At 58.0% G+C, this 22,562-nt stretch carries 20 protein-coding genes, 2 tRNA genes and 1 pseudogene; 22 read left to right on the plus strand and 1 reads right to left on the minus strand.

From position 1 onward, the window contains the following. The 7 genes from WBB95_RS01260 to WBB95_RS01290 all read left to right on the plus strand — a co-directional run. On the plus strand, window positions 1–606 hold a 606-nt coding region (locus WBB95_RS01260; protein WP_424485940.1), incomplete at its 5' end, for an Hsp70 family protein. A 317-nt stretch (window positions 607–923) separates the two neighbouring features. Then, window positions 924–2,048 (plus strand): molecular chaperone DnaJ, encoded by a 1,125-nt coding sequence (gene dnaJ / locus WBB95_RS01265; RefSeq protein ID WP_424485941.1) that lies wholly within the window; start codon window positions 924–926, stop codon window positions 2,046–2,048. 9 nt (window positions 2,049–2,057) lie between these two features. After that, window positions 2,058–2,864: a 4-hydroxy-tetrahydrodipicolinate reductase gene (gene dapB / locus WBB95_RS01270; RefSeq protein WP_424485942.1), complete on the plus strand. Its 807-nt coding sequence runs from the start codon at window positions 2,058–2,060 to the stop codon at window positions 2,862–2,864. A gap of 258 nt (window positions 2,865–3,122) precedes the next feature. Beyond that, window positions 3,123–4,259 carry a glutamine-hydrolyzing carbamoyl-phosphate synthase small subunit gene (gene carA / locus WBB95_RS01275; protein WP_424485943.1) on the plus strand — a complete coding sequence of 379 codons (1,137 nt, stop codon included), beginning with the start codon at window positions 3,123–3,125 and terminating at the stop codon, window positions 4,257–4,259. A 104-nt stretch (window positions 4,260–4,363) separates the two neighbouring features. Continuing rightward, the gene (gene carB / locus WBB95_RS01280) at window positions 4,364–7,585 is read left to right on the plus strand and encodes a carbamoyl-phosphate synthase large subunit (protein WP_424485944.1); all 3,222 of its coding nucleotides are present in this window, start codon (window positions 4,364–4,366) and stop codon (window positions 7,583–7,585) included. Continuing rightward, the gene (gene greA / locus WBB95_RS01285) at window positions 7,582–8,058 is read left to right on the plus strand and encodes a transcription elongation factor GreA (protein ID WP_424485945.1); all 477 of its coding nucleotides are present in this window, start codon (window positions 7,582–7,584) and stop codon (window positions 8,056–8,058) included. Before carB ends, greA begins: the two co-directional genes overlap by 4 nt. A 28-nt stretch (window positions 8,059–8,086) precedes the next feature. Next, a complete protein-coding gene (locus WBB95_RS01290) occupies window positions 8,087–8,491 on the plus strand; it encodes an MFS transporter (RefSeq protein ID WP_424485946.1) in 405 nt (134 codons plus the stop codon). A gap of 23 nt (window positions 8,492–8,514) precedes the next feature. Here WBB95_RS01290 and WBB95_RS01295 read toward each other — a convergent pair whose 3' ends face one another. Next, window positions 8,515–8,823: a YhbY family RNA-binding protein gene (locus tag WBB95_RS01295; protein ID WP_010206607.1), complete on the minus strand. Its 309-nt coding sequence runs from the start codon at window positions 8,821–8,823 to the stop codon at window positions 8,515–8,517. 105 nt (window positions 8,824–8,928) lie between these two features. On the opposite strand from WBB95_RS01295, the gene rlmE reads away from it, so the two are divergent. From rlmE to WBB95_RS01370, 15 genes and pseudogenes are all read left to right on the plus strand, one after another. After that, a complete protein-coding gene (rlmE, locus tag WBB95_RS01300; RefSeq protein ID WP_017139255.1) occupies window positions 8,929–9,579 on the plus strand; it encodes a 23S rRNA (uridine(2552)-2'-O)-methyltransferase RlmE in 651 nt (216 codons plus the stop codon). A 200-nt stretch (window positions 9,580–9,779) separates the two neighbouring features. Then, on the plus strand, window positions 9,780–11,690 hold the full coding sequence (gene ftsH / locus WBB95_RS01305) for an ATP-dependent zinc metalloprotease FtsH (RefSeq protein WP_424485947.1): 1,911 nt from the start codon (window positions 9,780–9,782) through the stop codon (window positions 11,688–11,690). 8 nt (window positions 11,691–11,698) lie between these two features. Then, the gene (folP, locus tag WBB95_RS01310) at window positions 11,699–12,550 is read left to right on the plus strand and encodes a dihydropteroate synthase (protein ID WP_424485948.1); all 852 of its coding nucleotides are present in this window, start codon (window positions 11,699–11,701) and stop codon (window positions 12,548–12,550) included. 16 nt (window positions 12,551–12,566) lie between these two features. After that, window positions 12,567–13,904 carry a phosphoglucosamine mutase gene (glmM, locus tag WBB95_RS01315; protein ID WP_424485949.1) on the plus strand — a complete coding sequence of 446 codons (1,338 nt, stop codon included), beginning with the start codon at window positions 12,567–12,569 and terminating at the stop codon, window positions 13,902–13,904. A gap of 66 nt (window positions 13,905–13,970) precedes the next feature. After that, window positions 13,971–14,726, plus strand: coding sequence for a triose-phosphate isomerase (gene tpiA, locus WBB95_RS01320; protein WP_083356722.1), 756 nt, complete (start codon window positions 13,971–13,973; stop codon window positions 14,724–14,726). A gap of 4 nt (window positions 14,727–14,730) precedes the next feature. Continuing rightward, window positions 14,731–15,114: a preprotein translocase subunit SecG gene (secG, locus tag WBB95_RS01325; protein ID WP_010206600.1), complete on the plus strand. Its 384-nt coding sequence runs from the start codon at window positions 14,731–14,733 to the stop codon at window positions 15,112–15,114. Between the two features lie 22 nt (window positions 15,115–15,136). Further along, a tRNA-Leu gene (locus WBB95_RS01330) sits at window positions 15,137–15,222 on the plus strand. Between the two features lie 96 nt (window positions 15,223–15,318). Beyond that, a tRNA-Met gene (locus WBB95_RS01335) sits at window positions 15,319–15,395 on the plus strand. A gap of 139 nt (window positions 15,396–15,534) precedes the next feature. Continuing rightward, entirely contained in the window at window positions 15,535–15,993 is a 459-nt protein-coding gene (gene rimP / locus WBB95_RS01340; protein WP_003235029.1) for a ribosome maturation factor RimP, read from the plus strand. Window positions 15,994–16,040: 47 nt separating this feature from the next. Next, window positions 16,041–17,522, plus strand: a complete 1,482-nt coding sequence (nusA, locus tag WBB95_RS01345; protein ID WP_078739144.1) for a transcription termination factor NusA — start codon at window positions 16,041–16,043, stop codon at window positions 17,520–17,522. A 27-nt stretch (window positions 17,523–17,549) separates the two neighbouring features. Then, window positions 17,550–20,069: a translation initiation factor IF-2 gene (gene infB / locus WBB95_RS01350; RefSeq protein WP_424485950.1), complete on the plus strand. Its 2,520-nt coding sequence runs from the start codon at window positions 17,550–17,552 to the stop codon at window positions 20,067–20,069. 159 nt (window positions 20,070–20,228) lie between these two features. Next, on the plus strand, window positions 20,229–20,624 hold the full coding sequence (gene rbfA / locus WBB95_RS01355; RefSeq protein WP_424485951.1) for a 30S ribosome-binding factor RbfA: 396 nt from the start codon (window positions 20,229–20,231) through the stop codon (window positions 20,622–20,624). A 3-nt stretch (window positions 20,625–20,627) separates the two neighbouring features. Continuing rightward, a complete protein-coding gene (gene truB / locus WBB95_RS01360; RefSeq protein ID WP_424485952.1) occupies window positions 20,628–21,545 on the plus strand; it encodes a tRNA pseudouridine(55) synthase TruB in 918 nt (305 codons plus the stop codon). A 115-nt stretch (window positions 21,546–21,660) separates the two neighbouring features. Next, entirely contained in the window at window positions 21,661–21,930 is a 270-nt protein-coding gene (gene rpsO, locus WBB95_RS01365) for a 30S ribosomal protein S15 (RefSeq protein ID WP_003176135.1), read from the plus strand. A gap of 194 nt (window positions 21,931–22,124) precedes the next feature. Continuing rightward, a pseudogene (locus tag WBB95_RS01370) lies at window positions 22,125–22,562 on the plus strand (polyribonucleotide nucleotidyltransferase); the annotation flags it as partial.

Genomic DNA, 22,562 nt, shown 5'->3' on the forward strand with positions numbered 1-22,562 from the left:
ATTCACGTGCTGCAAGGTGAGCGTAAGCAAGCGACTCAGAACAAGTCCCTGGGCAAGTTCGACCTGGCTGAGATTCCACCAGCACCACGTGGTGTGCCACAAATCGAAGTGACCTTCGACATCGACGCCAACGGCATCCTGCACGTCGGCGCGAAAGACAAGGCAACTGGCAAAGAGCAGAAGATCACCATCAAGGCCAACTCCGGTCTGTCTGATGAAGAAATTCAACAGATGATTCGTGATGCTGAAGCCAACGCTGACGCGGATGCCAAGTTTGCAGAGCTGGCCGGCGCCCGTAACCAAGGCGACGCACTGGTTCACTCGACGCGCAAAATGGTCTCCGAAGCGGGCGACAAAGTGACTGCTGAAGAGAAAACCGCGATCGAAGCGGCTGTGGTTGCCCTGGAAGCCGCCATCAAAGGCGACGACAAGGCTGCCATCGACGCCAAGGTTGAGGAGCTGTCGAAAGTCTCCGCGCCGGTTGCACAGAAAATGTACGCCGAGCAAGGCCAGCCTGCTGAAGGCGCTGCGCAACACGCAGAACCTGAAGCCAAGCATGACGACGTTGTCGATGCCGAGTTCGAAGAAGTCAAAGACCAGAAGTAAGTTGGTCGCCCGGTTGACCGCTATCAAGCGGTGACTGGTAGGATGTCGCCGCGCGGGAGCTTGCTCCCGCGTTGGCGTGTCTGGGGTATGCGAATTTTTACAACATGCGACAGCGTTCGGATGTTGGCGGTGTGATCGGGAATGCTCCTGCTTTCCGAGCGACAGTCACCGCGTTTTTGGCCGGGTCCCTGGCTAAAAGCAGTAAAGACCAGGATCGTTGAATTGACGTGAGTTGGGTCCGGGCCTGTATTGGGGCTCAACGAGTTTGGCAAGGCTCAGGAGGGTCTGGCCGAACGTCCTTAAGAGTGCAAAGACTTATGGCAAAGCGTGACTATTACGAAGTATTGGGTGTGGAGCGCAGTTCCAGCGAAGCGGACCTGAAAAAGGCCTACCGTCGCCTGGCGATGAAGCACCACCCGGACCGTAATCCGGATAGCAAAGAATCCGAAGAGATGTTCAAGGAGGCCAACGAGGCCTACGAATGTTTGTCTGATCCCAACAAGCGCGCGGCCTACGACCAGTATGGCCATGCCGGTGTCGACCCGAGCATGGGCGGCGGCGGTGCCGGTTTTGGTGGTCAGAACTTCTCCGACATTTTCGGTGACGTATTCAGCGACTTTTTCGGCGGTGGTCGTGGCGGCCAGCGTGGCGGCGCCCAGCGTGGCAGCGACCTGCGCTACACGCTGGAATTGAACCTGGAAGAAGCCGTGCGCGGCACCAGCGTCAATATCCGCGTGCCGACGCTGGTCAACTGCAAGCCGTGTGATGGCTCGGGCGCCAAGAAAGGCTCCTCGCCGATCACGTGCCCGACCTGTGGCGGTATCGGTCAGGTGCGCATGCAGCAGGGCTTCTTCTCGGTGCAGCAGACCTGCCCGCGCTGCCATGGCCAAGGCAAGATCATTTCCGATCCGTGCGACTCCTGTCACGGCGAAGGCCGCGTCGAAGAGTACAAGACCCTGTCGGTGAAAGTGCCTGCGGGTGTGGACACGGGTGATCGTATTCGCCTGTCGGGCGAAGGCGAGGCGGGCACTCAAGGTGGGCCTACCGGCGACCTGTACGTGGTGATCAATGTGCGCGAGCACTCGATCTTCCAGCGCGACGGCAAGCACCTGTTCTGTGAAGTGCCGATCAGTTTTGTTGATGCTGCACTGGGTGGCGAGCTGGAGATTCCGACGCTGGACGGTCGGGTCAAGCTCAAGATTCCGGAAGGCACGCAGACCGGCAAGCAGTTCCGTATCCGTGGCAAAGGCGTTGCGCCGGTGCGCGGTGGCGGGGCGGGTGACTTGATGTGCCGTGTGGCGGTGGAAACACCGGTCAACCTGGGTCGCCGTCAGCGCGAACTGCTCGAAGAGTTCCGCAGCTCGCTGGAAGGTGATGACTCCCACTCGCCGAAAACCGCTGGGTTTTTCGACGGCGTGAAGCGCTTCTTCGGCGACCTGTAAGGAGTGAGTATGCGACGTATAGCCGTTATGGGCGCTGCAGGGCGCATGGGCAAGACGTTGGTCGAGGCGGTGCAGCAGCGTTCGCCTGCCTCTGGGCTGACCGCGGCGATCGTTCGCCCGGGCAGCACGTTGATCGGCGCGGACGCCGGTGAGTTGGCCTCATTGGGTCGCATCGGTGTGTCGCTGTCGGGCAACCTGGAGCAGGTGGCCGACGAGTTTGACGTGCTGATCGATTTCACCCTGCCGGACGTGATGCTGAAAAACCTGGCGTTCTGCCGAAAGGCGGGCAAGGCTATGGTGATCGGTACCACGGGCTTGAGTGCAGAGCAGAAACAGTTGCTGGTGGAGGCGGGCAAGGATATTCCTGTCGTCTTCGCGGCCAACTTCAGCGTGGGTGTGAACCTGTCGCTCAAGCTGCTGGACCTGGCAGCGCGCGTGCTCGGTGATGAGGCGGATATCGAGATTATCGAAACCCATCATCGCCACAAGATCGATGCGCCGTCGGGCACTGCATTGCGCATGGGTGAGGCGATTGCCGATGCGCTGGGGCGTGACCTGTCGAAAGTGGCCGTGTACGGTCGCGAAGGGCATACCGGCGAGCGGGCGCGTGACACCATCGGCTTTGCGACCGTGCGCGGTGGTGATGTGGTCGGTGATCACACGGTGCTGTTCGCCACTGAGGGCGAGCGCCTGGAGATCACCCATAAGGCATCCAGCCGCATGACGTTCGCCAAGGGTGCGGTGCGCGCCGCGCTTTGGTTGGAAGGTCGCGAGCCTGGTCTGTATGACATGCGCGATGTGTTGGATCTGCACTAATCAGTCGTTAAAACGGGGGCTAACGCTTATGCTTTGGCCCCGCTTTTACCCGCTAGGCGACGTCCTGTCGCATTCTCCTGCCTTTTAGGCTCATTAGCGGTGGACCAAAAAAGCCTTTTTCTGTAAGCTACAGCTTTAGTGTGTTCACTAAAAGCGCGCAGAATAATTCAGTGAATAAGCGGAGTGACGTGTCCATACGTCACTCCGCTTTTTTACACCTGCGATCGCCCTTTCAGGCTTTATTTACGGGAGGTCTTCTTGACTAAGCCAGCCATACTCGCCCTTGCTGATGGCAGCATTTTTCGCGGCGAAGCCATTGGAGCCGACGGTCAAACCGTTGGAGAGGTAGTGTTTAACACTGCCATGACCGGCTATCAGGAAATCCTTACCGATCCTTCCTACGCCCAACAGATCGTTACCCTGACCTATCCGCACATCGGCAACACCGGTACTACACCGGAAGACGTCGAGTCTGATCGTGTCTGGTCGGCCGGTCTGGTGATTCGTGACCTGCCACTGGTTGCGAGCAACTGGCGTAACACGATGTCGCTGTCCGATTACCTGAAAGCTAACAATGTTGTGGCGATCGCCGGGATCGATACGCGCCGCCTGACACGCATCCTGCGTGAAAAAGGCTCGCAGAACGGCTGCATCATGGCCGGTGACAATATTTCCGAAGAGGCGGCAATCGCCGCAGCGCAAGGCTTCCCTGGCCTGAAAGGCATGGACCTGGCAAAGGTTGTCAGCACCAAAGAGCAGTACGAGTGGCGCTCCACTGTCTGGGACTTGAAGACCGACAGCCACGCAACCATCGAAGCCGCCGACCTGCAATACCATGTCGTGGCCTACGACTACGGCATCAAGTACAACATCCTGCGCATGCTGGTCGAGCGCGGTTGCCGCGTGACCGTGGTGCCGGCGCAAACGCCTGCAAGCGATGTACTCGCCCTGCAACCGGACGGTGTGTTCCTGTCCAATGGCCCGGGTGACCCTGAGCCTTGCGACTACGCTATCCAGGCCATCAAGGAAGTGCTGGACACCGAGATCCCGGTATTCGGTATCTGCCTCGGCCACCAGTTGCTGGCCCTGGCCTCCGGCGCCAAGACCCTGAAAATGGGCCACGGCCACCACGGTGCCAACCACCCGGTGCAGGACCTGGATTCCGGCGTTGTGATGATCACCAGCCAGAACCACGGTTTTGCGGTGGATGAAGCGACCTTGCCGGCTAACGTCCGCGCCATTCACAAGTCGCTGTTCGACGGTTCCCTGCAAGGCATCGAGCGCACCGACAAGAGCGCGTTCAGCTTCCAGGGCCACCCTGAAGCCAGCCCGGGCCCGAACGACGTAGCGCCGCTGTTCGACCGTTTCATCAATGAGATGGCCAAGCGACGCTGACTGACTGGCCTGCGGGCGGCCCCGAACCTCAGTGGCCCCCGCAGGCTCTTCAAGATTGTTCAAGACGGCTTGCCGACTGACCTGCGGATTTGAGTGACAAACCCATGCCAAAACGTACAGACATAAAAAGCATCCTGATTCTCGGCGCTGGCCCGATCGTGATCGGCCAGGCCTGCGAATTCGACTACTCCGGCGCCCAGGCCTGCAAAGCCCTGCGCGAGGAGGGTTACCGCGTCATTCTGGTGAACTCCAACCCAGCCACCATCATGACCGACCCGGACATGGCCGACGCCACCTACATCGAGCCGATCAAGTGGCAGACCGTTGCCAAGATCATCGAGAAAGAGCGTCCGGACGCGCTGCTGCCAACCATGGGCGGCCAGACCGCCCTGAACTGCGCTCTGGACCTGGAGCGCGAAGGCGTCCTGGAAAAGTTCGGCGTAGAGATGATCGGCGCCAATGCCGACACCATCGACAAGGCTGAAGACCGTTCGCGTTTCGACAAGGCCATGAAGTCCATCGGCCTTGACTGCCCGCGTTCCGGTATCGCCCACACCATGGAAGAGGCCAATGTGGTGCTCGAGAAGCTGGGCTTCCCGTGCATCATTCGCCCGTCCTTCACCATGGGTGGCACCGGTGGCGGTATCGCTTACAACCGTGAAGAGTTCGAAGAAATCTGCGCTCGCGGCCTGGACCTGTCGCCGACCAAAGAGCTGCTGATCGACGAATCCCTGATCGGCTGGAAAGAATATGAGATGGAGGTTGTCCGCGATAAGAAGGACAACTGCATCATCGTCTGCTCCATCGAAAACTTTGACCCAATGGGCGTGCACACCGGTGACTCGATCACTGTTGCGCCAGCACAGACCCTGACGGACAAGGAATACCAGATCATGCGTAACGCCTCGTTGGCGGTACTGCGTGAGATCGGCGTTGAAACCGGCGGTTCCAACGTTCAGTTCGGTATTTGCCCGGACACCGGCCGTATGGTCGTGATCGAGATGAACCCGCGTGTATCGCGTTCTTCGGCGCTGGCATCGAAAGCGACCGGCTTCCCGATTGCGCGCATCGCCGCCAAGCTGGCGATCGGTTACACCCTTGACGAGCTGCAGAACGAAATCACTGGCGGCGCAATGCCGGCGTCCTTCGAACCGTCGATCGACTACGTCGTGACCAAGCTGCCACGTTTTGCTTTCGAGAAGTTCCCGAAAGCCGACGCTCGCCTGACCACTCAGATGAAGTCGGTCGGTGAAGTCATGGCCATCGGCCGGACCTTCCAGGAATCCCTGCAGAAAGCCCTGCGTGGTCTGGAAGTGGGCGTTTGCGGTCTGGACGAGAAGCTCGACCTGAGCAACCCGGAAAGCATGAGCGTGCTCAAGCGCGAGCTGACCGTGCCGGGCGCCGAGCGCATCTGGTACGTGGCCGATGCTTTCCGCGCCGGCATGACCGTCGAAGACATTTTCGGCATGAACATGATCGACCCGTGGTTCCTGGTGCAGATCGAAGACCTGATCAAGGAAGAAGAGAAGGTCAAGACCCTCGGCCTGTCCTCTATCGACCGCGACCTGATGTTCCGCCTCAAGCGTAAAGGCTTCTCCGACATGCGCCTGGCCAAGCTGCTGGGTGTCACCGAGAAGAACCTGCGCACGCACCGCCACAAGCTGGATATCTTCCCGGTCTACAAGCGCGTTGACACCTGCGCCGCCGAGTTCGCAACCGACACCGCGTATATGTACTCCACCTACGAGGAAGAGTGCGAAGCCGCGCCGTCGAACCGCGACAAGATCATTATCCTGGGCGGCGGTCCGAACCGTATCGGCCAGGGCATCGAGTTCGACTACTGCTGCGTACACGCCGCCCTCGCCCTGCGCGAAGACGGGTACGAGACCATCATGGTCAACTGCAACCCGGAAACTGTTTCCACTGATTACGACACTTCCGACCGTCTGTACTTCGAGCCGGTAACCCTGGAAGACGTGCTGGAAATCTGCCGCGTCGAGAAGCCAAAAGGCGTGATCGTCCAGTACGGCGGCCAAACCCCGTTGAAACTGGCTCGCGCACTCGAGGCCGCTGGCGTGCCGATCATCGGCACCAGCCCTGATGCTATCGACCGCGCTGAAGACCGTGAGCGCTTCCAGCAAATGGTTGAACGCCTGAACCTGCGTCAGCCGCCGAACGCCACTGTGCGCAGCGAAGACGAAGCTATCCGCGCAGCCAGCAAGATCGGCTACCCGCTGGTGGTGCGTCCGTCCTACGTACTCGGCGGTCGGGCGATGGAAATCGTCTACGAAGAAGACGAGCTCAAGCGCTACCTGCGTGACGCGGTGAAAGTGTCCAACGACAGCCCGGTGCTGCTCGACCACTTCCTCAACTGCGCTATCGAAATGGATGTTGACGCTGTCTGCGACGGTACCGATGTAGTGATCGGCGCAATCATGCAGCACATCGAACAAGCGGGCGTTCACTCCGGTGACTCCGCCTGCTCGCTGCCGCCGTATTCGCTGCCTGCACACATCCAGGACGAGATGCGCGAACAGGTCAAGAAAATGGCCCTGGAACTGGGCGTTGTCGGCCTGATGAACGTACAGTTGGCGCTGCAAGGCGAAGACATCTACGTCATCGAAGTCAACCCACGCGCTTCGCGTACCGTGCCATTTGTTTCCAAGTGCATCGGTGTCTCCCTGGCCATGATCGCTGCCCGCGTGATGGCCGGTAAGACCCTGAAGGAAATCGGCTTCACCAAGGAAATCATTCCGAACTTCTACAGCGTGAAAGAGGCGGTGTTCCCCTTCGCCAAATTCCCTGGCGTGGACCCGATCCTGGGCCCAGAGATGAAGTCCACCGGTGAAGTGATGGGCGTGGGCGATACCTTCGGTGAAGCCTTTGCCAAAGCCCAGATGGGTGCCAGCGAAGTGCTGCCGACCGGCGGTACCGCGTTTATCAGTGTGCGTGACGATGACAAGCCGCTAGTTGCAGGCGTGGCCCGTGATCTGATCAACTTGGGCTTCGAAGTCGTGGCCACCGCCGGGACCGCCAAGCTGATCGAAGCTGCCGGCCTGAAAGTGCGTCGCGTGAACAAGGTGACGGAAGGCCGTCCGCACGTGGTCGATATGATCAAGAATGACGAAGTCACCCTGATCATCAACACCACCGAAGGTCGCCAGTCGATCGCGGACTCTTACTCCATCCGTCGAAACGCCTTGCAGCACAAGATTTACTGCACCACTACCATTGCTGCTGGCGAAGCCATCTGTGAAGCGCTCAAGTTCGGTCCGGAAAAGACCGTGCGTCGCTTGCAGGATCTACACGCAGGATTGAAGGCATGACCAAATACCCAATGACTGTCCAGGGCGCCAAAGCCCTGGAAGAGGAACACGCCCATCTGACCAAGGTCGTCCGTCCAAAGCTGAGCCAGGACATCGGTACGGCCCGCGAGCTGGGTGACTTGAAGGAAAACGCCGAATACCACGCTGCTCGCGAACAGCAGGGCATGGTCGAGGCGCGGATCCGCGATATCGAAGGTCGTATGCAGAATGCGGTGATCATCGACGTCACGACCATTCCGAAGACCGGCAAAGTGATTTTCGGTACCACCGTGGAAATCGCCAACGTCGAGACTGACGAGCGCGTTGTTTACCACATCGTGGGCGAAGACGAAGCTGACTTCAAACTCGGCAAGATCTCTGTCGGTTCACCGCTTGCCCGTGCCCTGATTGCCAAGGAAGAGGGTGATGTAGTGGCCGTGAAGACGCCGAGTGGCGTGATCGAGTACGAGATTGTTGAAGTTCGTCACATCTGAAAGGCGGCGCCCGCTTCGTGCGGGCGCCATGCTATGGCAGCTCTCCCAGATGCTTTGGGTCGGCGGCCTGTGGTTGTTGCACATCGGTGTGTTACCGGCGCTGGGTCTTATTGGCCTGGCGCCGTTGCTGATCGATGAGCTCGATGGATTACTGAGCGCGTTGCTGGTGGGTTTTGCGGCGGCGTGCGTAACGCTCCAGGTGCTGGTGCTGATCAAGGCCGAAGGCGTGGGGAGTTTGTGGCGGGATATTCGCGGCCAACTGCTGTTGATGGCGCTGTATGCATGCGCAATGTTTTGCGTGGTGCATGTGTGGCTGCCGGAAGCGTTGCGCTGGCAGCTATTCAGCTATCTTGTGCTAGGGTTCTCCGGCTTGGTGCTGGTGATACAGCCAGCGCCCGGATGGAGTGGCAGGGCGCGCGAAGCACGCCCGTGACCCTTGCAATCATTTGAAAGCTATCATTTGAAGCGGTGAACGTTCGACAGTTGCTTGTTGACGCTGAAGTTCTTGCGATACAGCAGCGCCATCTTGCCGATGACCTGAACCAGGTCCGCTTTGCCTACCTTGCACAGTTCTGCAATGGCAGCCAGGCGCGCCTCACGGTCGAGGATGTTGACCTTGATCTTGATCAGTTCGTGATCGTTCAGTGCGCGTTCAAATTCGGCTAACACACCTTCAGTCAAACCGTTGTCTGCCACAATCAGAACTGGTTTCAGATGGTGGCCAATGGATTTGTACTGTTTCTTCTGCTCTTGAGTGAGCGGCATAATCTGACCCCTGCGTCTGATCTTGTAAAAAGCGGCGGCCAGTTTACCCGAGCGAGTCCGGGACCGCCCAGTTAATCACGACCCGTTTTATTTTCGAGGTGGCCCGTGGCCCGTTCCAAAACTAGCCTTAAGTGGCTGCAAGAGCATTTCAACGATCCTTACGTCAAAAAGGCGCAGAAGGACGGGTACCGTTCGCGGGCCAGCTACAAGCTGCTGGAGATCCAGGACAAGGACAAGCTGATTCGTCCAGGCATGAGCGTTATTGACCTTGGCGCGGCCCCGGGTGGCTGGTCCCAGGTGACCAGTCGTCTGATTGGTGGGCAAGGTCGCTTGATCGCTTCCGACATCCTGGAGATGGACAGCATCCCCGATGTGACCTTTGTTCACGGGGATTTCACCCAGGACACCGTGCTCGCAGAGATCCTCGAGGCCGTGGGAAATTCTCAGGTAGACCTTGTGATTTCCGACATGGCCCCCAATATGAGTGGATTACCGGCCGTCGATATGCCGCGTGCCATGTTCCTCTGTGAGCTGGCGCTGGATCTGGCGGGTCGGGTATTACGTCCTGGTGGTGATTTCCTGGTGAAAGTCTTCCAGGGCGAAGGGTTTGACGAGTACCACAAGAACATTCGCAAGTTGTTCGACAAGGTACAGACGCGCAAGCCCGACTCTTCACGTGACCGATCACGCGAGCAATACCTGCTGTGCCGCGGCTTCCGCGGAGTGGAAGGCGCGGAGAGTGAAGAGCGTTTTTGAGGATTTCGAGGAGGGCGATAGGTTTTTTTATATCGCTTTCGTCACGAAGCTTTACGAATATTGTGTAGTCAAAGTTTCACAAAGGGTTACAGACGGCGCCTGCCAGAGTTGTAGGTAATGTAGTAAGTTAGGCCGGTGAATATCATGCGAAGCACGCGCCAGTAGCGGAGCTTGCTTCAGAGGGTAGTTAATTGAACGATATGGCAAAGAATCTGATCCTGTGGTTGATCATCGCGGCTGTCCTGGTGACGGTGATGAACAACTTCTCCAGCCCTAACGAGCCGCAGACCCTCAACTATTCCGACTTCATCCAGCAAGTTAAGGATGGCAAGGTCGAGCGCGTAGCGGTTGATGGCTACGTGATTACCGGCAAACGCAACGATGGCGACAGCTTCAAGACCATTCGTCCGGCCATTCAGGACAATGGTCTGATCGGCGACCTGGTCGATAATCACGTGGTTGTCGAGGGCAAGCAGCCTGAGCAGCAGAGCATCTGGACTCAGCTTTTGGTAGCGAGCTTCCCGATCCTGGTGATCATTGCCGTGTTCATGTTCTTCATGCGCCAGATGCAGGGCGGCGCGGGAGGCAAGGGCGGGCCGATGAGCTTCGGCAAGAGCAAGGCACGCCTGCTCTCCGAAGACCAGGTGAAAACTACCCTGGCTGACGTCGCAGGTTGCGACGAAGCCAAGGAAGAAGTGGGTGAGCTGGTCGAGTTTCTGCGTGATCCGGGCAAGTTCCAGCGCCTGGGCGGCCGTATCCCTCGTGGCGTGCTGATGGTTGGCCCTCCAGGTACCGGTAAAACCTTGCTGGCCAAGGCGATTGCCGGCGAAGCCAAGGTGCCGTTCTTCACCATTTCCGGTTCCGACTTTGTCGAAATGTTCGTCGGCGTCGGTGCCAGCCGTGTTCGCGATATGTTCGAACAGGCCAAGAAACACGCGCCGTGCATCATCTTCATCGATGAAATCGACGCCGTTGGCCGCCATCGTGGCGCCGGCATGGGTGGTGGTCATGATGAGCGCGAACAAACGCTCAACCAGTTGCTGGTAGAGATGGACGGTTTTGAAATGAATGACGGCATCATCGTCATTGCCGCCACCAACCGTCCGGACGTGCTGGACCCTGCTTTGCTGCGTCCGGGCCGTTTCGACCGCCAGGTTGTAGTTGGCTTGCCGGACATCCGCGGTCGCGAACAGATCTTGAAAGTGCACATGCGCAAAGTACCAATGGGTGACGACGTGGCTCCGGCCGTAATCGCTCGTGGTACCCCAGGCTTCTCCGGTGCTGACCTGGCCAACCTGGTGAACGAGGCTTCGCTGTTTGCAGCCCGTACCGGCAAGCGCATCGTTGAGATGAAAGAGTTCGAACTGGCGAAAGACAAGATCATGATGGGCGCTGAGCGCAAATCCATGGTCATGTCCGAGAAAGAGAAGCAGAACACCGCTTATCACGAAGCCGGTCACGCCATTGTGGGTCGCGTCGTGCCTGAGCATGATCCGGTCTACAAGGTGTCGATCATTCCTCGTGGTCGGGCGCTGGGTGTGACTATGTTCCTGCCGGAAGAGGATCGTTACAGCCTCTCCAAGCGTGCGCTGATCAGCCAGATCTGCTCGCTGTACGGCGGTCGGATTGCCGAAGAGATGACTTTAGGCTTTGACGGTGTGACCACCGGTGCCTCCAACGACATCATGCGTGCCAGCCAGATTGCGCGAAATATGGTGACCAAGTGGGGCTTGTCGGAAAAACTCGGTCCTTTGATGTATGCCGAGGAAGAAGGCGAAGTGTTCCTGGGGCGTGGCGGTGGCGGTCAAGCCGCGAGCTTCTCGGGTGAGACAGCCAAGCTGATCGACTCCGAAGTGCGCAGCATCATTGACCAGTGCTACGGCACGGCCAAGCAGATCCTGACCGACAACCGCGACAAGCTGGACGCGATGGCTGACGCGCTGATGAAGTACGAAACCATTGATGCCGATCAGATCGACGACATCATGGCGGGTCGCGCACCCCGTGAGCCTCGCGATTGGGAAGGTGGTTCAGGAACCTCGGGCACTCCGCCTGTCGTTCAGAACGAGCGCCCTGAAACCCCAATTGGCGGCCCGGCAGCTGACATCTAAGGTTTGAAATGACTTCTGTGTTGTCCTCCACCCGGTTGCCTTGCGGCAACCGGGTTCTTGATTTGTCCCATACGCATGTCATGGGCATTCTTAACGTTACCCCCGATTCCTTTTCTGACGGTGGCCGCTTCAGCCGGCTGGATGCGGCGCTGCGTCATGCCGAGGCGATGGTATTGGCGGGCGCGACCTTGATTGATGTCGGTGGTGAGTCGACCCGCCCCGGCGCTCGTGTTGTCTCTCCTCTGGAGGAGCTGGAGCGCGTTGCGCCGATAGTCGAGCTGATAGCTCGCGAACTGGATGTAATCATCTCCGTCGACACGTCGACCCCTGCCGTCATGCGCGAGACAGCGCGTCTCGGCGCGGGCTTGATCAATGATGTGCGCTCCCTTCAGCGTGACGGCGCCCTGGATGCCGCAGCGGCAACCGGTTTGCCGGTATGCCTGATGCATATGCTGGGAGAGCCCGGCAACATGCAGGACAGCCCGCACTACGACGATCTTGTTGGCGAAGTGAGTGGTTTCCTGGCTGGGCGGATCACTGAATGCGCCAAGGTGGGCATTGCTGCCGAAAAGATCATCCTTGACCCTGGGTTTGGCTTCGCCAAGACCCTGCAGCATAATTTAAGCCTGTTCAAGCATATGGAATCCTTGCATGCCCTTGGTCGGCCCCTGTTGGTTGGGGTTTCGCGCAAGAGCATGATAGGGCTGGCTTTGAATCGCCCGGTGGGTGAGCGTCTCTATGGCGGTTTAGCGCTTGCGGTGCTTGCCGTGACCAAGGGCGCGCGTATTTTGCGTGTGCATGATGTCGCCGAGACGGTCGATGTGGTGCGCATGATTACAGCTGTAGAATCAGCCGAATAAGAATGATGGAGCACTTATGACTAAAAAATACTTTGGCACCGACGGTATCCGTGGTCGGGTCGGCGAATTCCCGATTACTCCTGATTTCATGCTCAAGCTGGGTTGGGCGGCAGGCATGGCGTTCCGCAGCATGGGCGCGTGTCGCATCCTGGTAGGCAAAGACACCCGTATTTCGGGATACATGTTTGAGTCCGCACTGGAGGCCGGCTTGTCCGCCGCAGGTGCTGATGTAATGTTGCTCGGCCCCATGCCGACACCGGCGATCGCTTACCTGACGCGTACCTTCCACGCTGAAGCCGGTATTGTGATCAGTGCCTCGCACAATCCCCATGACGACAACGGCATCAAGTTTTTCTCGGGCCAGGGCACCAAGCTGCCGGACGAAATCGAATTGATGATCGAAGAACTGCTGGACGCGCCGATGACGGTGGTCGAGTCAAGCAAGCTGGGTAAGGTGTCGCGTATCAACGATGCGTCCGGTCGCTACATTGAGTTTTGCAAAAGCAGCGTGCCTACCAGCACCAATTTTGCCGGGCTGAAGTTGGTGATCGATTGCGCGCACGGTGCTACCTACAAGGTGGCGCCGAGTGTGTTCAAGGAGTTGGGCGCGGACGTGACCGTGCTTTCGGCCCAGCCAAACGGGCTTAACATCAACGACAACTGTGGCTCCACCCATATGGAGCAGTTGCAGGCGGCCGTGCTGGCAGAGCACGCCGACCTCGGTATCGCCTTCGATGGTGATGGCGATCGCGTCCTGATGGTGGATCACACGGGCGCTGTGGTCGACGGTGACGACCTTTTGTTCATCATTGCTCGCGACCTGCATGAGCGTAACAAGCTCCAAGGTGGTGTCGTCGGTACGCTGATGAGTAATCTCGGGCTTGAATTGGCGTTGGCAGATTTGGATATTCCCTTCGTGCGCGCCAACGTGGGTGACCGCTATGTGATCGCCGAACTGCTGGAGCGAAATTGGCAGGTGGGGGGTGAGAACTCCGGGCACATCGTCTGCTTCCAGCACACCACCACCGGCGATGCAATTATTGCTGCGTTGCAGGTGCTTCTGTCCTTGCGTCGTCGCGAAGAGAGTCTGGCTCAGGCGCGCCAAGCGCTGCGCAAGTGCCCGCAAGTTCTGCTCAATGTGCGTTTTTCCGGTGGTGAAAATCCAATCGAGCACCCTTCTGTGAAAGAGGCTTGCGAGCGCGTGACCCTGGCTATGGCTGGGCGTGGGCGGGTATTGCTGCGCAAGTCGGGCACAGAGCCTTTGGTGCGTGTGATGGTCGAAGGCGAAGACGAAACGCAGGTTCGCGGCCATGCCGAAGACCTGGCAAAACTGGTAACTGAAATTTGCGCCTGAATTCGGCTTGCCAGTGATGGTGTGGTTGGGTAACATCTGCGCCCACTTTGACCGACGAGGTACAGCATGCGTCGCACTATGGTAGCTGGTAACTGGAAGATGCACGGTACCCGCGCCAGTGTCGCTGAGCTGATCAATGGCCTTCGTCACTTGGCCTTGCCTAGCGGTGTCGATGTTGCGGTTTTTCCGCCTTGCCTGCATATCAACCAAGTGGTTGATGGCTTGAAAGGTAAGTCGATCCAGGTCGGCGCGCAGAATTCTGCGGTGGAACCGATGCAAGGTGCGTTGACTGGTGAGATTTCGCCGAGTCAGCTGGTTGATGCAGGTTGTTCCTATGTGCTCGTCGGGCACTCCGAGCGCCGTCAGATGATGGGCGAGCGTGATGGGACACTCAACCGCAAGTTCGCAGCAGCACAGGCTTGTGGCTTGATTCCGGTGTTGTGCATAGGGGAGACCCTTGAGCAGCGCGAATCGGGCAAGACTCTTGAAGTTGTCTCGCGTCAGCTGGGCAGCATCATCGAGGAGCTGGGTGTTGGTGCGTTTGCAAAGGCAGTAATTGCTTACGAGCCGGTCTGGGCCATTGGTACCGGGCTGACTGCTACACCGCAACAGGCGCAGGATGTGCACGCAGCCATCCGCGCGCAGTTGGCGGCAGAGAATTCTGAAATCGCACAAGGTGTGCGGCTTCTATACGGCGGCAGCGTGAAGGCGGCCAATGCGGTCGAACTGTTCGGCATGCCGGATATCGATGGGGGGCTCATTGGTGGAGCTTCCCTGAATGCAGATGAGTTCGGTGCGATCTGTCGCGCCGCGGGAAACTGAAAAAATGCTGGAAACAGTCGTAGTCGTTTTTCATCTGTTGGCTGCCCTGGGCGTAGTTGCCCTGGTTTTGTTGCAACAGGGTAAAGGTGCGGATGCTGGTGCGTCTTTCGGTGCAGGTGCTTCAAATACTGTGTTCGGAAGCCAAGGTTCCTCTACCTTTCTTAGTAAGTTTACTGCTATACTTGCCGCCGGTTTCTTCATAACCAGCTTAGGGTTAGGTTACTTTGCTAAAGAGAAAGCTCATGTGCTGACTCAAGTAGGTTTGCCAAACCCAGCAGTGTTGGAAGTGCCAAAAGCAAAACCGGCTTCTGATGATGTCCCGGTGCTTCAAGAGCAAAAGTCGGCTACTCCAGCGACTGACGTACCTCCAGCTCAAGAGCAGAAGTAAGAAGGGTTGTAAGCGCTGTATTGCCGAGGTGGTGGAATTGGTAGACACGCAACCTTGAGGTGGTTGTGCCCATAGGGTGTAGGGGTTCGAGTCCCCTTCTCGGTACCAATTATCAGGAGAGCCCGCTGTTGCGGGCTTTCTTGTAGGTGGAAGGTTACATTGACCCTGTAAGGGATCGGTCGTATACTTCCGCCCCAGCTTTGTCGCGGGGTGGAGCAGTCTGGTAGCTCGTCGGGCTCATAACCCGAAGGTCGTCGGTTCAAATCCGGCCCCCGCAACCAGTTTTACGGAGCCCCTTTTAAGGGGCTTTTTGTTAGCTGGACACTTTCAACGCCGCTGTTCGACGGCGTTTCAAGGATGGGCGTTTCGCCCATTTTTTTATTTTGCACAGCATGCACATACATGCACGAGGGGGTTCAGGTGTCGAGCAAGCTAGAAGAGTTGCAGGCCTTGCTGGCCCCGGTGGTCGTGGCCCTAGGCTATGAATGCTGGGGTATTGAGTTTTCGGCTCAAGGTCGCCACTCAATGTTGCGCGTTTATATCGATAAAGAGGGCGGTGTGCTGGTGGACGATTGTGCCATTGTCAGCCGTCAGATCAGCGGTGTGCTGGATGTTGAAGATCCAATCTCCGTTGAATACACCCTCGAAGTTTCCTCGCCAGGCATGGAACGCCCACTGTTCACTATTGATCAGTTTGCAAAATTTGCCGGTGAACAAGTGAAGATCAAGCTGCGCTCCCCGTTCGAAGGGCGACGCAACTTTCAGGGCCTTCTGCGCGGTGTAGAAGAGCAGGATGTCGTGGTGCAGGTAGAAGACCATGAGTTCCTGTTGCCGATCGATATGATCGACAAGGCCAACATTATTCCCAGTTTTGACTGAGACGCGGATCCCGCGGATCCAATGGCTTGCGAAAGGCGAGGCGTACGATGAGCAAAGAAGTACTGCTGGTTGTTGAGTCGGTATCCAATGAAAAGGGCGTACCGGCAAACGTGATTTTTGAAGCGCTGGAGCTGGCCCTGGCCACTGCTACCAAAAAGCGTTTTGAAGACGAAGTTGATCTGCGTGTGGAAATCAACCGCCACACCGGTGCCTATGAGACTTTCCGTCGCTGGACGGTCGTCGAAGAAGCCGATCTTGATGATCCGGCCATCGAAACCTGGCCGAGCAAGGTTGCGGAAACGCACCCTGGCGCCAACGTTGGCGATGTCGTCGAAGAAAAGATCGAGTCGATCGAGTTCGGCCGTATCGCTGCACAGACTGCCAAGCAAGTCATCGTGCAGAAAGTTCGCGAAGCCGAACGCGCTCAAGTCGTTGACGCCTATCGCGAGCGCTTGGGGGAAATCATCTCCGGTACCGTGAAAAAAGTCACCCGCGACAACGTGATCGTCGACCTGGGCAACAACGCTGAAGCGTTGCTGGCCCGCGAAGACATCATCTCCCGCGAAACCTTCCGTGTTGGCGTGCGTCTGCGTGCGCTGCTCAAGGAAATCCGCACCGAGAACCGCGGCCCTCAGTTGATCCTGTCGCGTACCGCGCCGGAAATGCTGATCGAGCTGTTCCGTATCGAAGTGCCGGAAATCGCTGAAGGCCTGATCGAAGTCATGGCTGCGTCCCGCGACCCGGGTTCGCGCGCCAAGATCGCGGTCCGCTCCAAGGACAAACGCATCGACCCGCAAGGCGCTTGCATTGGTATGCGCGGTTCGCGCGTCCAGGCAGTGTCGGGCGAATTGGGCGGTGAGCGTGTGGACATCGTGCTGTGGGACGATAACCCGGCGCAGTTCGTGATCAACGCCATGTCGCCGGCTGAAGTGGCGGCAATTATCGTTGACGAAGATGCCCATGCAATGGACATCGCCGTTGGCGCAGACAATCTGGCTCAGGCCATTGGTCGTGGTGGTCAGAACGTGCGTCTGGCCAGCCAACTGACCGGCTGGACCCTGAACGTGATGACCGAATCGGACATCCAGGCTAAGCAGCAAGCTGAAACCGGTGACATCCTGCGCAACTTCATCGACGAGTTGGAAGTCGACGAAGACCTGGCACAGGTGCTGGTAGATGAAGGCTTCACCAGCCTGGAAGAGATTGCCTACGTACCGTTGGAAGAAATGCTCAACATCGACGGCTTTGACGAGGATACCGTCAACGAGCTTCGCGCTCGGGCCAAGGATCGTTTGTTGACTAAAGCCATCGCTACTGAGGAAAAGCTGGCAGACGCCCATCCGGCCGAAGACCTGCTCTCGCTTGAGGGTATGGACAAGGATTTGGCGATGGAACTGGCGGTGCGCGGCGTAATTACCCGCGAAGACCTGGCCGAGCAGTCTATTGACGATCTGCTCGACATCGACGGCATTGACGATGATCGTGCCGGCAAGTTGATCATGGCCGCCCGAGCCCATTGGTTCGAGTAACTAGGCGCGGCCTGAGGAGAGAAGTGCATGACGCAAGTCACGGTGAAACAACTGGCCGATGAGGTCAAAACACCGGTAGAGCGCCTGTTGCAGCAGATGCGTGAGGCAGGTCTGCCGCACACCGCCGCCGATGAAGGTGTGAGCGATAGTGAGAAGCAGTCTTTGCTGACTCACTTGAAGAGCAGCCACAAGGCGAAAGTGGAAGAACCGCGCAAGATTACATTGCAGCGCAAAACCACCAGCACCCTGCGTGTTGCGGGTAGCAAGAGCATCAGCGTTGAAGTACGCAAGAAGAAAGTCTTCGTACAGCGCAGCCCGGAAGAAATCGAAGCCGAGCGCAAACGCGAACTGGATGAACGTCGCGCAGTAGAAAATGCTGCTCGTCAGAAGGCTGAAGAAGAAAGCAAACGTCGCGCCGAAGAAGACGCGCGTAGCCAGCCTGCTGCAGCGCAATCTACAGCCAATGACGCGGTTGCCGCACCTGTTGAAGCTGTGCGTGAGGCCGCTCCGGTTGCCGCTGCACCTGCTCCTGCAGCTGATGCCCGCAAGCGTGACGAACCTCGTCGTCCCGACAAACCACGTGCCGACGATAACAATCGTCGCAGTGGCGGCGGCGGCGATGGCGAGCGTAAAAACGCTCCGCATCGTGCTTCGGTCAAAGAGAAAGCGCCTGCTCCACGCGTTGCTCCACGTACTACCGACGAAGAAAGCGACGGCTTCCGTCGTGGTGGTCGCGGCAAGGCCAAGCTGAAAAAACGCAACGCCCACGGTTTCCAGAGCCCAACCGGCCCTGTCGTGCGTGATGTGCAGATCGGCGAGACCATCACTGTTGGCGATCTCGCCAACCAGATGTCGGTCAAGGCTGCTGAAATCATCAAGTTCATGTTCAAACTGGGTACTCCAGCGACCATCAACCAGGTGCTTGATCAGGAAACTGCTCAGCTGGTAGCCGAAGAACTGGGCCACAAAGTGACCCTGGTCAGCGACACCGCCCTGGAAGATTCCCTGGCCGAGTCCCTGAAGTTTGAAGGTGAGACGTTCTCTCGTGCGCCAGTCGTGACCGTAATGGGCCACGTTGACCATGGTAAGACGTCGCTGCTCGACTATATCCGTCGTGCCAAGGTAGCTGCTGGCGAAGCCGGTGGTATCACCCAGCACATCGGTGCATACCACGTTGAAACCGAACGCGGCATGGTCACTTTCCTCGACACCCCAGGTCACGCCGCGTTTACCGCAATGCGTGCCCGTGGTGCCAAGGCGACTGACATCGTTATCCTGGTAGTAGCAGCGGACGACGGCGTGATGCCGCAGACCATTGAAGCTGTCCAGCATGCCAAGGCCGCTGGTGTTCCACTGGTTGTTGCCGTGAACAAAATCGACAAGCCGGGCGCCGATCTTGATCGCATCCGTAGCGAACTGTCGGTTCACGGCGTGACGTCCGAAGAGTGGGGCGGTGATACGCCGTTTGTTTCGGTTTCGGCGAAAGTCGGTACCGGCGTAGACGAACTGCTTGAAGCTGTTCTGCTGCAAGCCGAAGTCCTCGAGCTGAAAGCAACCCCATCGGCCCCAGGTCGTGGTGTTGTGGTTGAATCGCGTCTCGACAAAGGTCGTGGCCCGGTTGCAACCGTTCTGGTTCAAGACGGTACCCTGCGCCAAGGCGACATGGTCCTGGTTGGTTCGAACTATGGCCGTGTACGTGCCATGCTCGACGAGAACGGCAAGCCAATCAAGGAAGCCGGTCCTTCCATCCCTGTCGAGATCCTCGGCCTGGACGGTACCCCGGACGCTGGCGACGAGATGAGCGTGCTGTCGGACGAGAAGAAAGCCCGTGAAGTGGCTCTGTTCCGTCAAGGCAAGTTCCGCGAAGTCAAACTGGCCCGTGCTCACGCAGGCAAGCTTGAAAACATCTTCGAAAACATGGGTCAGGCAGAGAAGAAGACGCTTAACATCGTCCTCAAATCTGACGTCCGTGGTTCCCTCGAAGCGTTGAACGGCGCCTTGAACGGCCTGGGTAACGACGAAGTGCAAGTGCGCGTTGTCGGTGGCGGTGTCGGTGGTATCACCGAGTCCGACGCCAACCTGGCACTGGCTTCCAACGCTGTACTGTTCGGCTTCAACGTGCGTGCCGATGCTGGCGCTCGCAAGATCGTCGAGCAGGAAGGCCTGGACATGCGTTACTACAACGTCATCTACGACATCATCGAAGACGTCAAGAAAGCCCTTACCGGCATGCTTGGCAGCGACGTTCGGGAGAACATCCTGGGTGTGGCCGAGGTGCGTGACGTGTTCCGCTCGCCGAAATTCGGCGCGATCGCCGGTTGCATGGTTATCGAAGGTGTTGTGCACCGTAACCGTCCAATCCGCGTACTGCGTGAAGACATCGTTATCTTCGAAGGCGAGCTGGAATCCCTGCGCCGCTTCAAGGATGACGCTTCCGAAGTACGTGCCGGCATGGAATGCGGTATCGGCGTCAAGAGCTACAACGACGTCAAGGCGGGTGACAAGATCGAAGTCTACGAGAAGGTCCAGGTTGCTCGCAGCCTCTAACTCGCGCACTTCCGGAGCCACGCGGCGTGTGGGCATGCAGATGCCCCGCGCAGCGTACGGACTCTAAACGCAACGCCCGGTCTGGCTTTTGTCAGGCCGGGCGTTTGCCGCTTTCAGACCCCACGGGTTTCACCGTGTGGCAGTAACAGGTAACAAGACATGGCAAAAGAATACAGCCGTACCCAGCGTATCGGCGATCAGATGCAGCGTGAGCTGGCCCAACTGATCCGTCGCGAAGTCAAAGACCCCCGTGTTGGCCTGGTCACCATCACCGCCGTTGAAGTGAGCCGTGACGTGGGTCACGCCAAGATCTTCATCACCGTGATGGGGCAGGACAACGCCGAAGAAATCGCGCAAAGCATCAAAGTGCTCAACGCTGCTGCAGGTTTCCTGCGGATGCAGTTGGCCCGTGAAATGAAATTGCGCAGTGTTCCCCAGTTGCACTTCCACTACGACGAAAGCGTCGTACGGGGTGCGCACCTGTCGGCACTGATCGAGCGCGCCGTGGCTGAAGACAGCCAGCATCCGTCCACACCTGAAGACGCCAAGGAGTAAGCGGTGGCTCAGGTCAAACGTATCCGTCGCAATGTCAGCGGCATCATTCTGCTCGACAAACCCATTGGCTTTACCTCCAATGCCGCGTTGCAGAAGGTCCGCTGGCTGCTCAATGCCGAGAAGGCAGGGCATACCGGCAGCCTCGATCCCTTGGCCACCGGCGTGCTGCCGTTGTGCTTTGGCGAGGCCACCAAGTTCTCGCAATACCTGCTCGATTCCGACAAGGGTTACGAAACCCTGATGCAACTGGGCAAGACCACCACCACGGCCGACGCCGAAGGTGATGTTCTGCAGGTGCGCGACGTGACCGTTGGTCGTGCTGATATCGAAGCCGTTTTACCCGCTTTTCGCGGGAAAATCAGTCAGATACCGCCGATGTACTCGGCGCTCAAGCGTGATGGCCAGCCTCTTTACAAGCTGGCACGAGCGGGCGAAGTAGTGGAGCGTGAACCGCGTTCTGTTACTATTGCGCGGCTTGAATTGCTCGCCAGTGAAGGCGACACCGCACGGTTGTCGGTGGACTGCAGCAAAGGCACCTATATTCGTACCCTCGTGGAAGATATCGGTGAGCAACTGGGCTGTGGTGCATACGTTGCAGAGTTGCGACGTACTCAAGCCGGACCTTTCACCCTGGCCCAGACGGTCACGCTGGAAGAGTTGGAAGCGGTACACGCCGAGGGTGGCAATGAAGCGGTTGATCGCTTCCTGATGCCTTCGGACAGCGGTTTGCTAGATTGGCCATTGCTGCACTTTTCGGAGCACAGCGCGTTCTACTGGCTTAACGGCCAACCCGTACGCGCACCGGATGCGCCGAAATTCGGCATGGTGCGGGTACAAGATCACAACGGTCGCTTTATCGGTATCGGTGAAGTGAGCGAAGACGGGCGCATCGCGCCGCGTCGACTGATTCGGTCAGAATGACCGAACGAGTGTGGCTGTTAACAGGCACGGTCAACACTCATTTTTAGATACAGGGATTTGTCCCTGGCCTGTTGAAACTGCCCTTTGGGTGGTTTCCTGAAAAAAGGATTGCCTCATGGCTCTCGACGTTCAAGAAAAAGCACAAATCGTTGCTGACTATCAGCAAGCTGTTGGTGACACTGGTTCGCCAGAAGTGCAAGTTGCACTACTGACCCACAACATCAACAAGCTGCAAGGTCACTTCAAGGCCAACGGTAAAGATCACCACTCCCGTCGTGGTCTGATCCGCATGGTAAACCAGCGCCGTAAGCTGCTGGACTACCTGAAAGGCAAGGATCTGGGTCGTTATCAGGCTCTGATCGGTCGCCTGGGTCTGCGTCGCTAATAAGCGATTGCGCTAGAGGTTGGTTGGCTGTCGTGTGTCAGTGGGTTTCCCGCTGGCCCATGGCAGGCTCCCAGCCTCAAGTTTTATCTGGATACACGTTTTACCCTGGACCAGGCTCGGGCCGATTCCCGACATTGCCCAAGAATTTCGCAAGAAGACAAGTTCCCCAAGAGCCACAAAGAAGGTAGGACACCGTGAACCCGGTTATCAAAAAATTCCAGTTCGGTCAGTCGACCGTTACCCTCGAGACAGGCCGTATCGCCCGTCAAGCCTCCGGCGCAGTGCTGGTCACCGTTGACGACGACGTCACCGTATTGGTGACCGTTGTAGGCGCCAAGACCGCTGACCCAAGCAAAGGCTTCTTCCCTCTTTCTGTTCACTATCAGGAAAAGACCTACGCTGCCGGTAAAATCCCTGGTGGTTTCTTCAAGCGCGAAGGCCGTCCTTCCGAGAAAGAAACCCTGACTTCCCGACTGATCGACCGTCCGATCCGTCCGCTGTTCCCAGAAGGCTTCATGAACGAAGTGCAGGTTGTCTGCACCGTCGTTTCCACCAGCAAGAAAACCGATCCGGACATCGCTGCGATGATCGGTACCTCGGCTGCTCTGGCCATCTCCGGTATTCCTTTCGAT

Origin of the sequence: Pseudomonas sp., assembly GCF_049645325.1 — a bacterium.
GTDB lineage: Bacteria > Pseudomonadota > Gammaproteobacteria > Pseudomonadales > Pseudomonadaceae > Aquipseudomonas.

Excerpts from the sequence above, each read along its gene's own strand:
- dnaJ (WP_424485941.1), top strand. The coding sequence starts at position 924 with ATGGCAAAGCGTGACTATTACGAAGTATTGGGTGTGGAGCGCAGTTCC.
- dapB (WP_424485942.1), top strand. The coding sequence starts at position 2,058 with ATGCGACGTATAGCCGTTATGGGCGCTGCAGGGCGCATGGGCAAGACG.
- carB (WP_424485944.1), top strand. The coding sequence starts at position 4,364 with ATGCCAAAACGTACAGACATAAAAAGCATCCTGATTCTCGGCGCTGGC.
- greA (WP_424485945.1), top strand. The coding sequence starts at position 7,582 with ATGACCAAATACCCAATGACTGTCCAGGGCGCCAAAGCCCTGGAAGAG.
- WBB95_RS01290 (WP_424485946.1), top strand. The coding sequence starts at position 8,087 with ATGCTATGGCAGCTCTCCCAGATGCTTTGGGTCGGCGGCCTGTGGTTG.
- WBB95_RS01295 (WP_010206607.1), bottom strand. The coding sequence starts at position 8,823 with ATGCCGCTCACTCAAGAGCAGAAGAAACAGTACAAATCCATTGGCCAC.
- ftsH (WP_424485947.1), top strand. The coding sequence starts at position 9,780 with ATGGCAAAGAATCTGATCCTGTGGTTGATCATCGCGGCTGTCCTGGTG.
- folP (WP_424485948.1), top strand. The coding sequence starts at position 11,699 with ATGACTTCTGTGTTGTCCTCCACCCGGTTGCCTTGCGGCAACCGGGTT.
- glmM (WP_424485949.1), top strand. The coding sequence starts at position 12,567 with ATGACTAAAAAATACTTTGGCACCGACGGTATCCGTGGTCGGGTCGGC.
- tpiA (WP_083356722.1), top strand. The coding sequence starts at position 13,971 with ATGCGTCGCACTATGGTAGCTGGTAACTGGAAGATGCACGGTACCCGC.
- secG (WP_010206600.1), top strand. The coding sequence starts at position 14,731 with ATGCTGGAAACAGTCGTAGTCGTTTTTCATCTGTTGGCTGCCCTGGGC.
- nusA (WP_078739144.1), top strand. The coding sequence starts at position 16,041 with ATGAGCAAAGAAGTACTGCTGGTTGTTGAGTCGGTATCCAATGAAAAG.
- infB (WP_424485950.1), top strand. The coding sequence starts at position 17,550 with ATGACGCAAGTCACGGTGAAACAACTGGCCGATGAGGTCAAAACACCG.
- rbfA (WP_424485951.1), top strand. The coding sequence starts at position 20,229 with ATGGCAAAAGAATACAGCCGTACCCAGCGTATCGGCGATCAGATGCAG.
- rpsO (WP_003176135.1), top strand. The coding sequence starts at position 21,661 with ATGGCTCTCGACGTTCAAGAAAAAGCACAAATCGTTGCTGACTATCAG.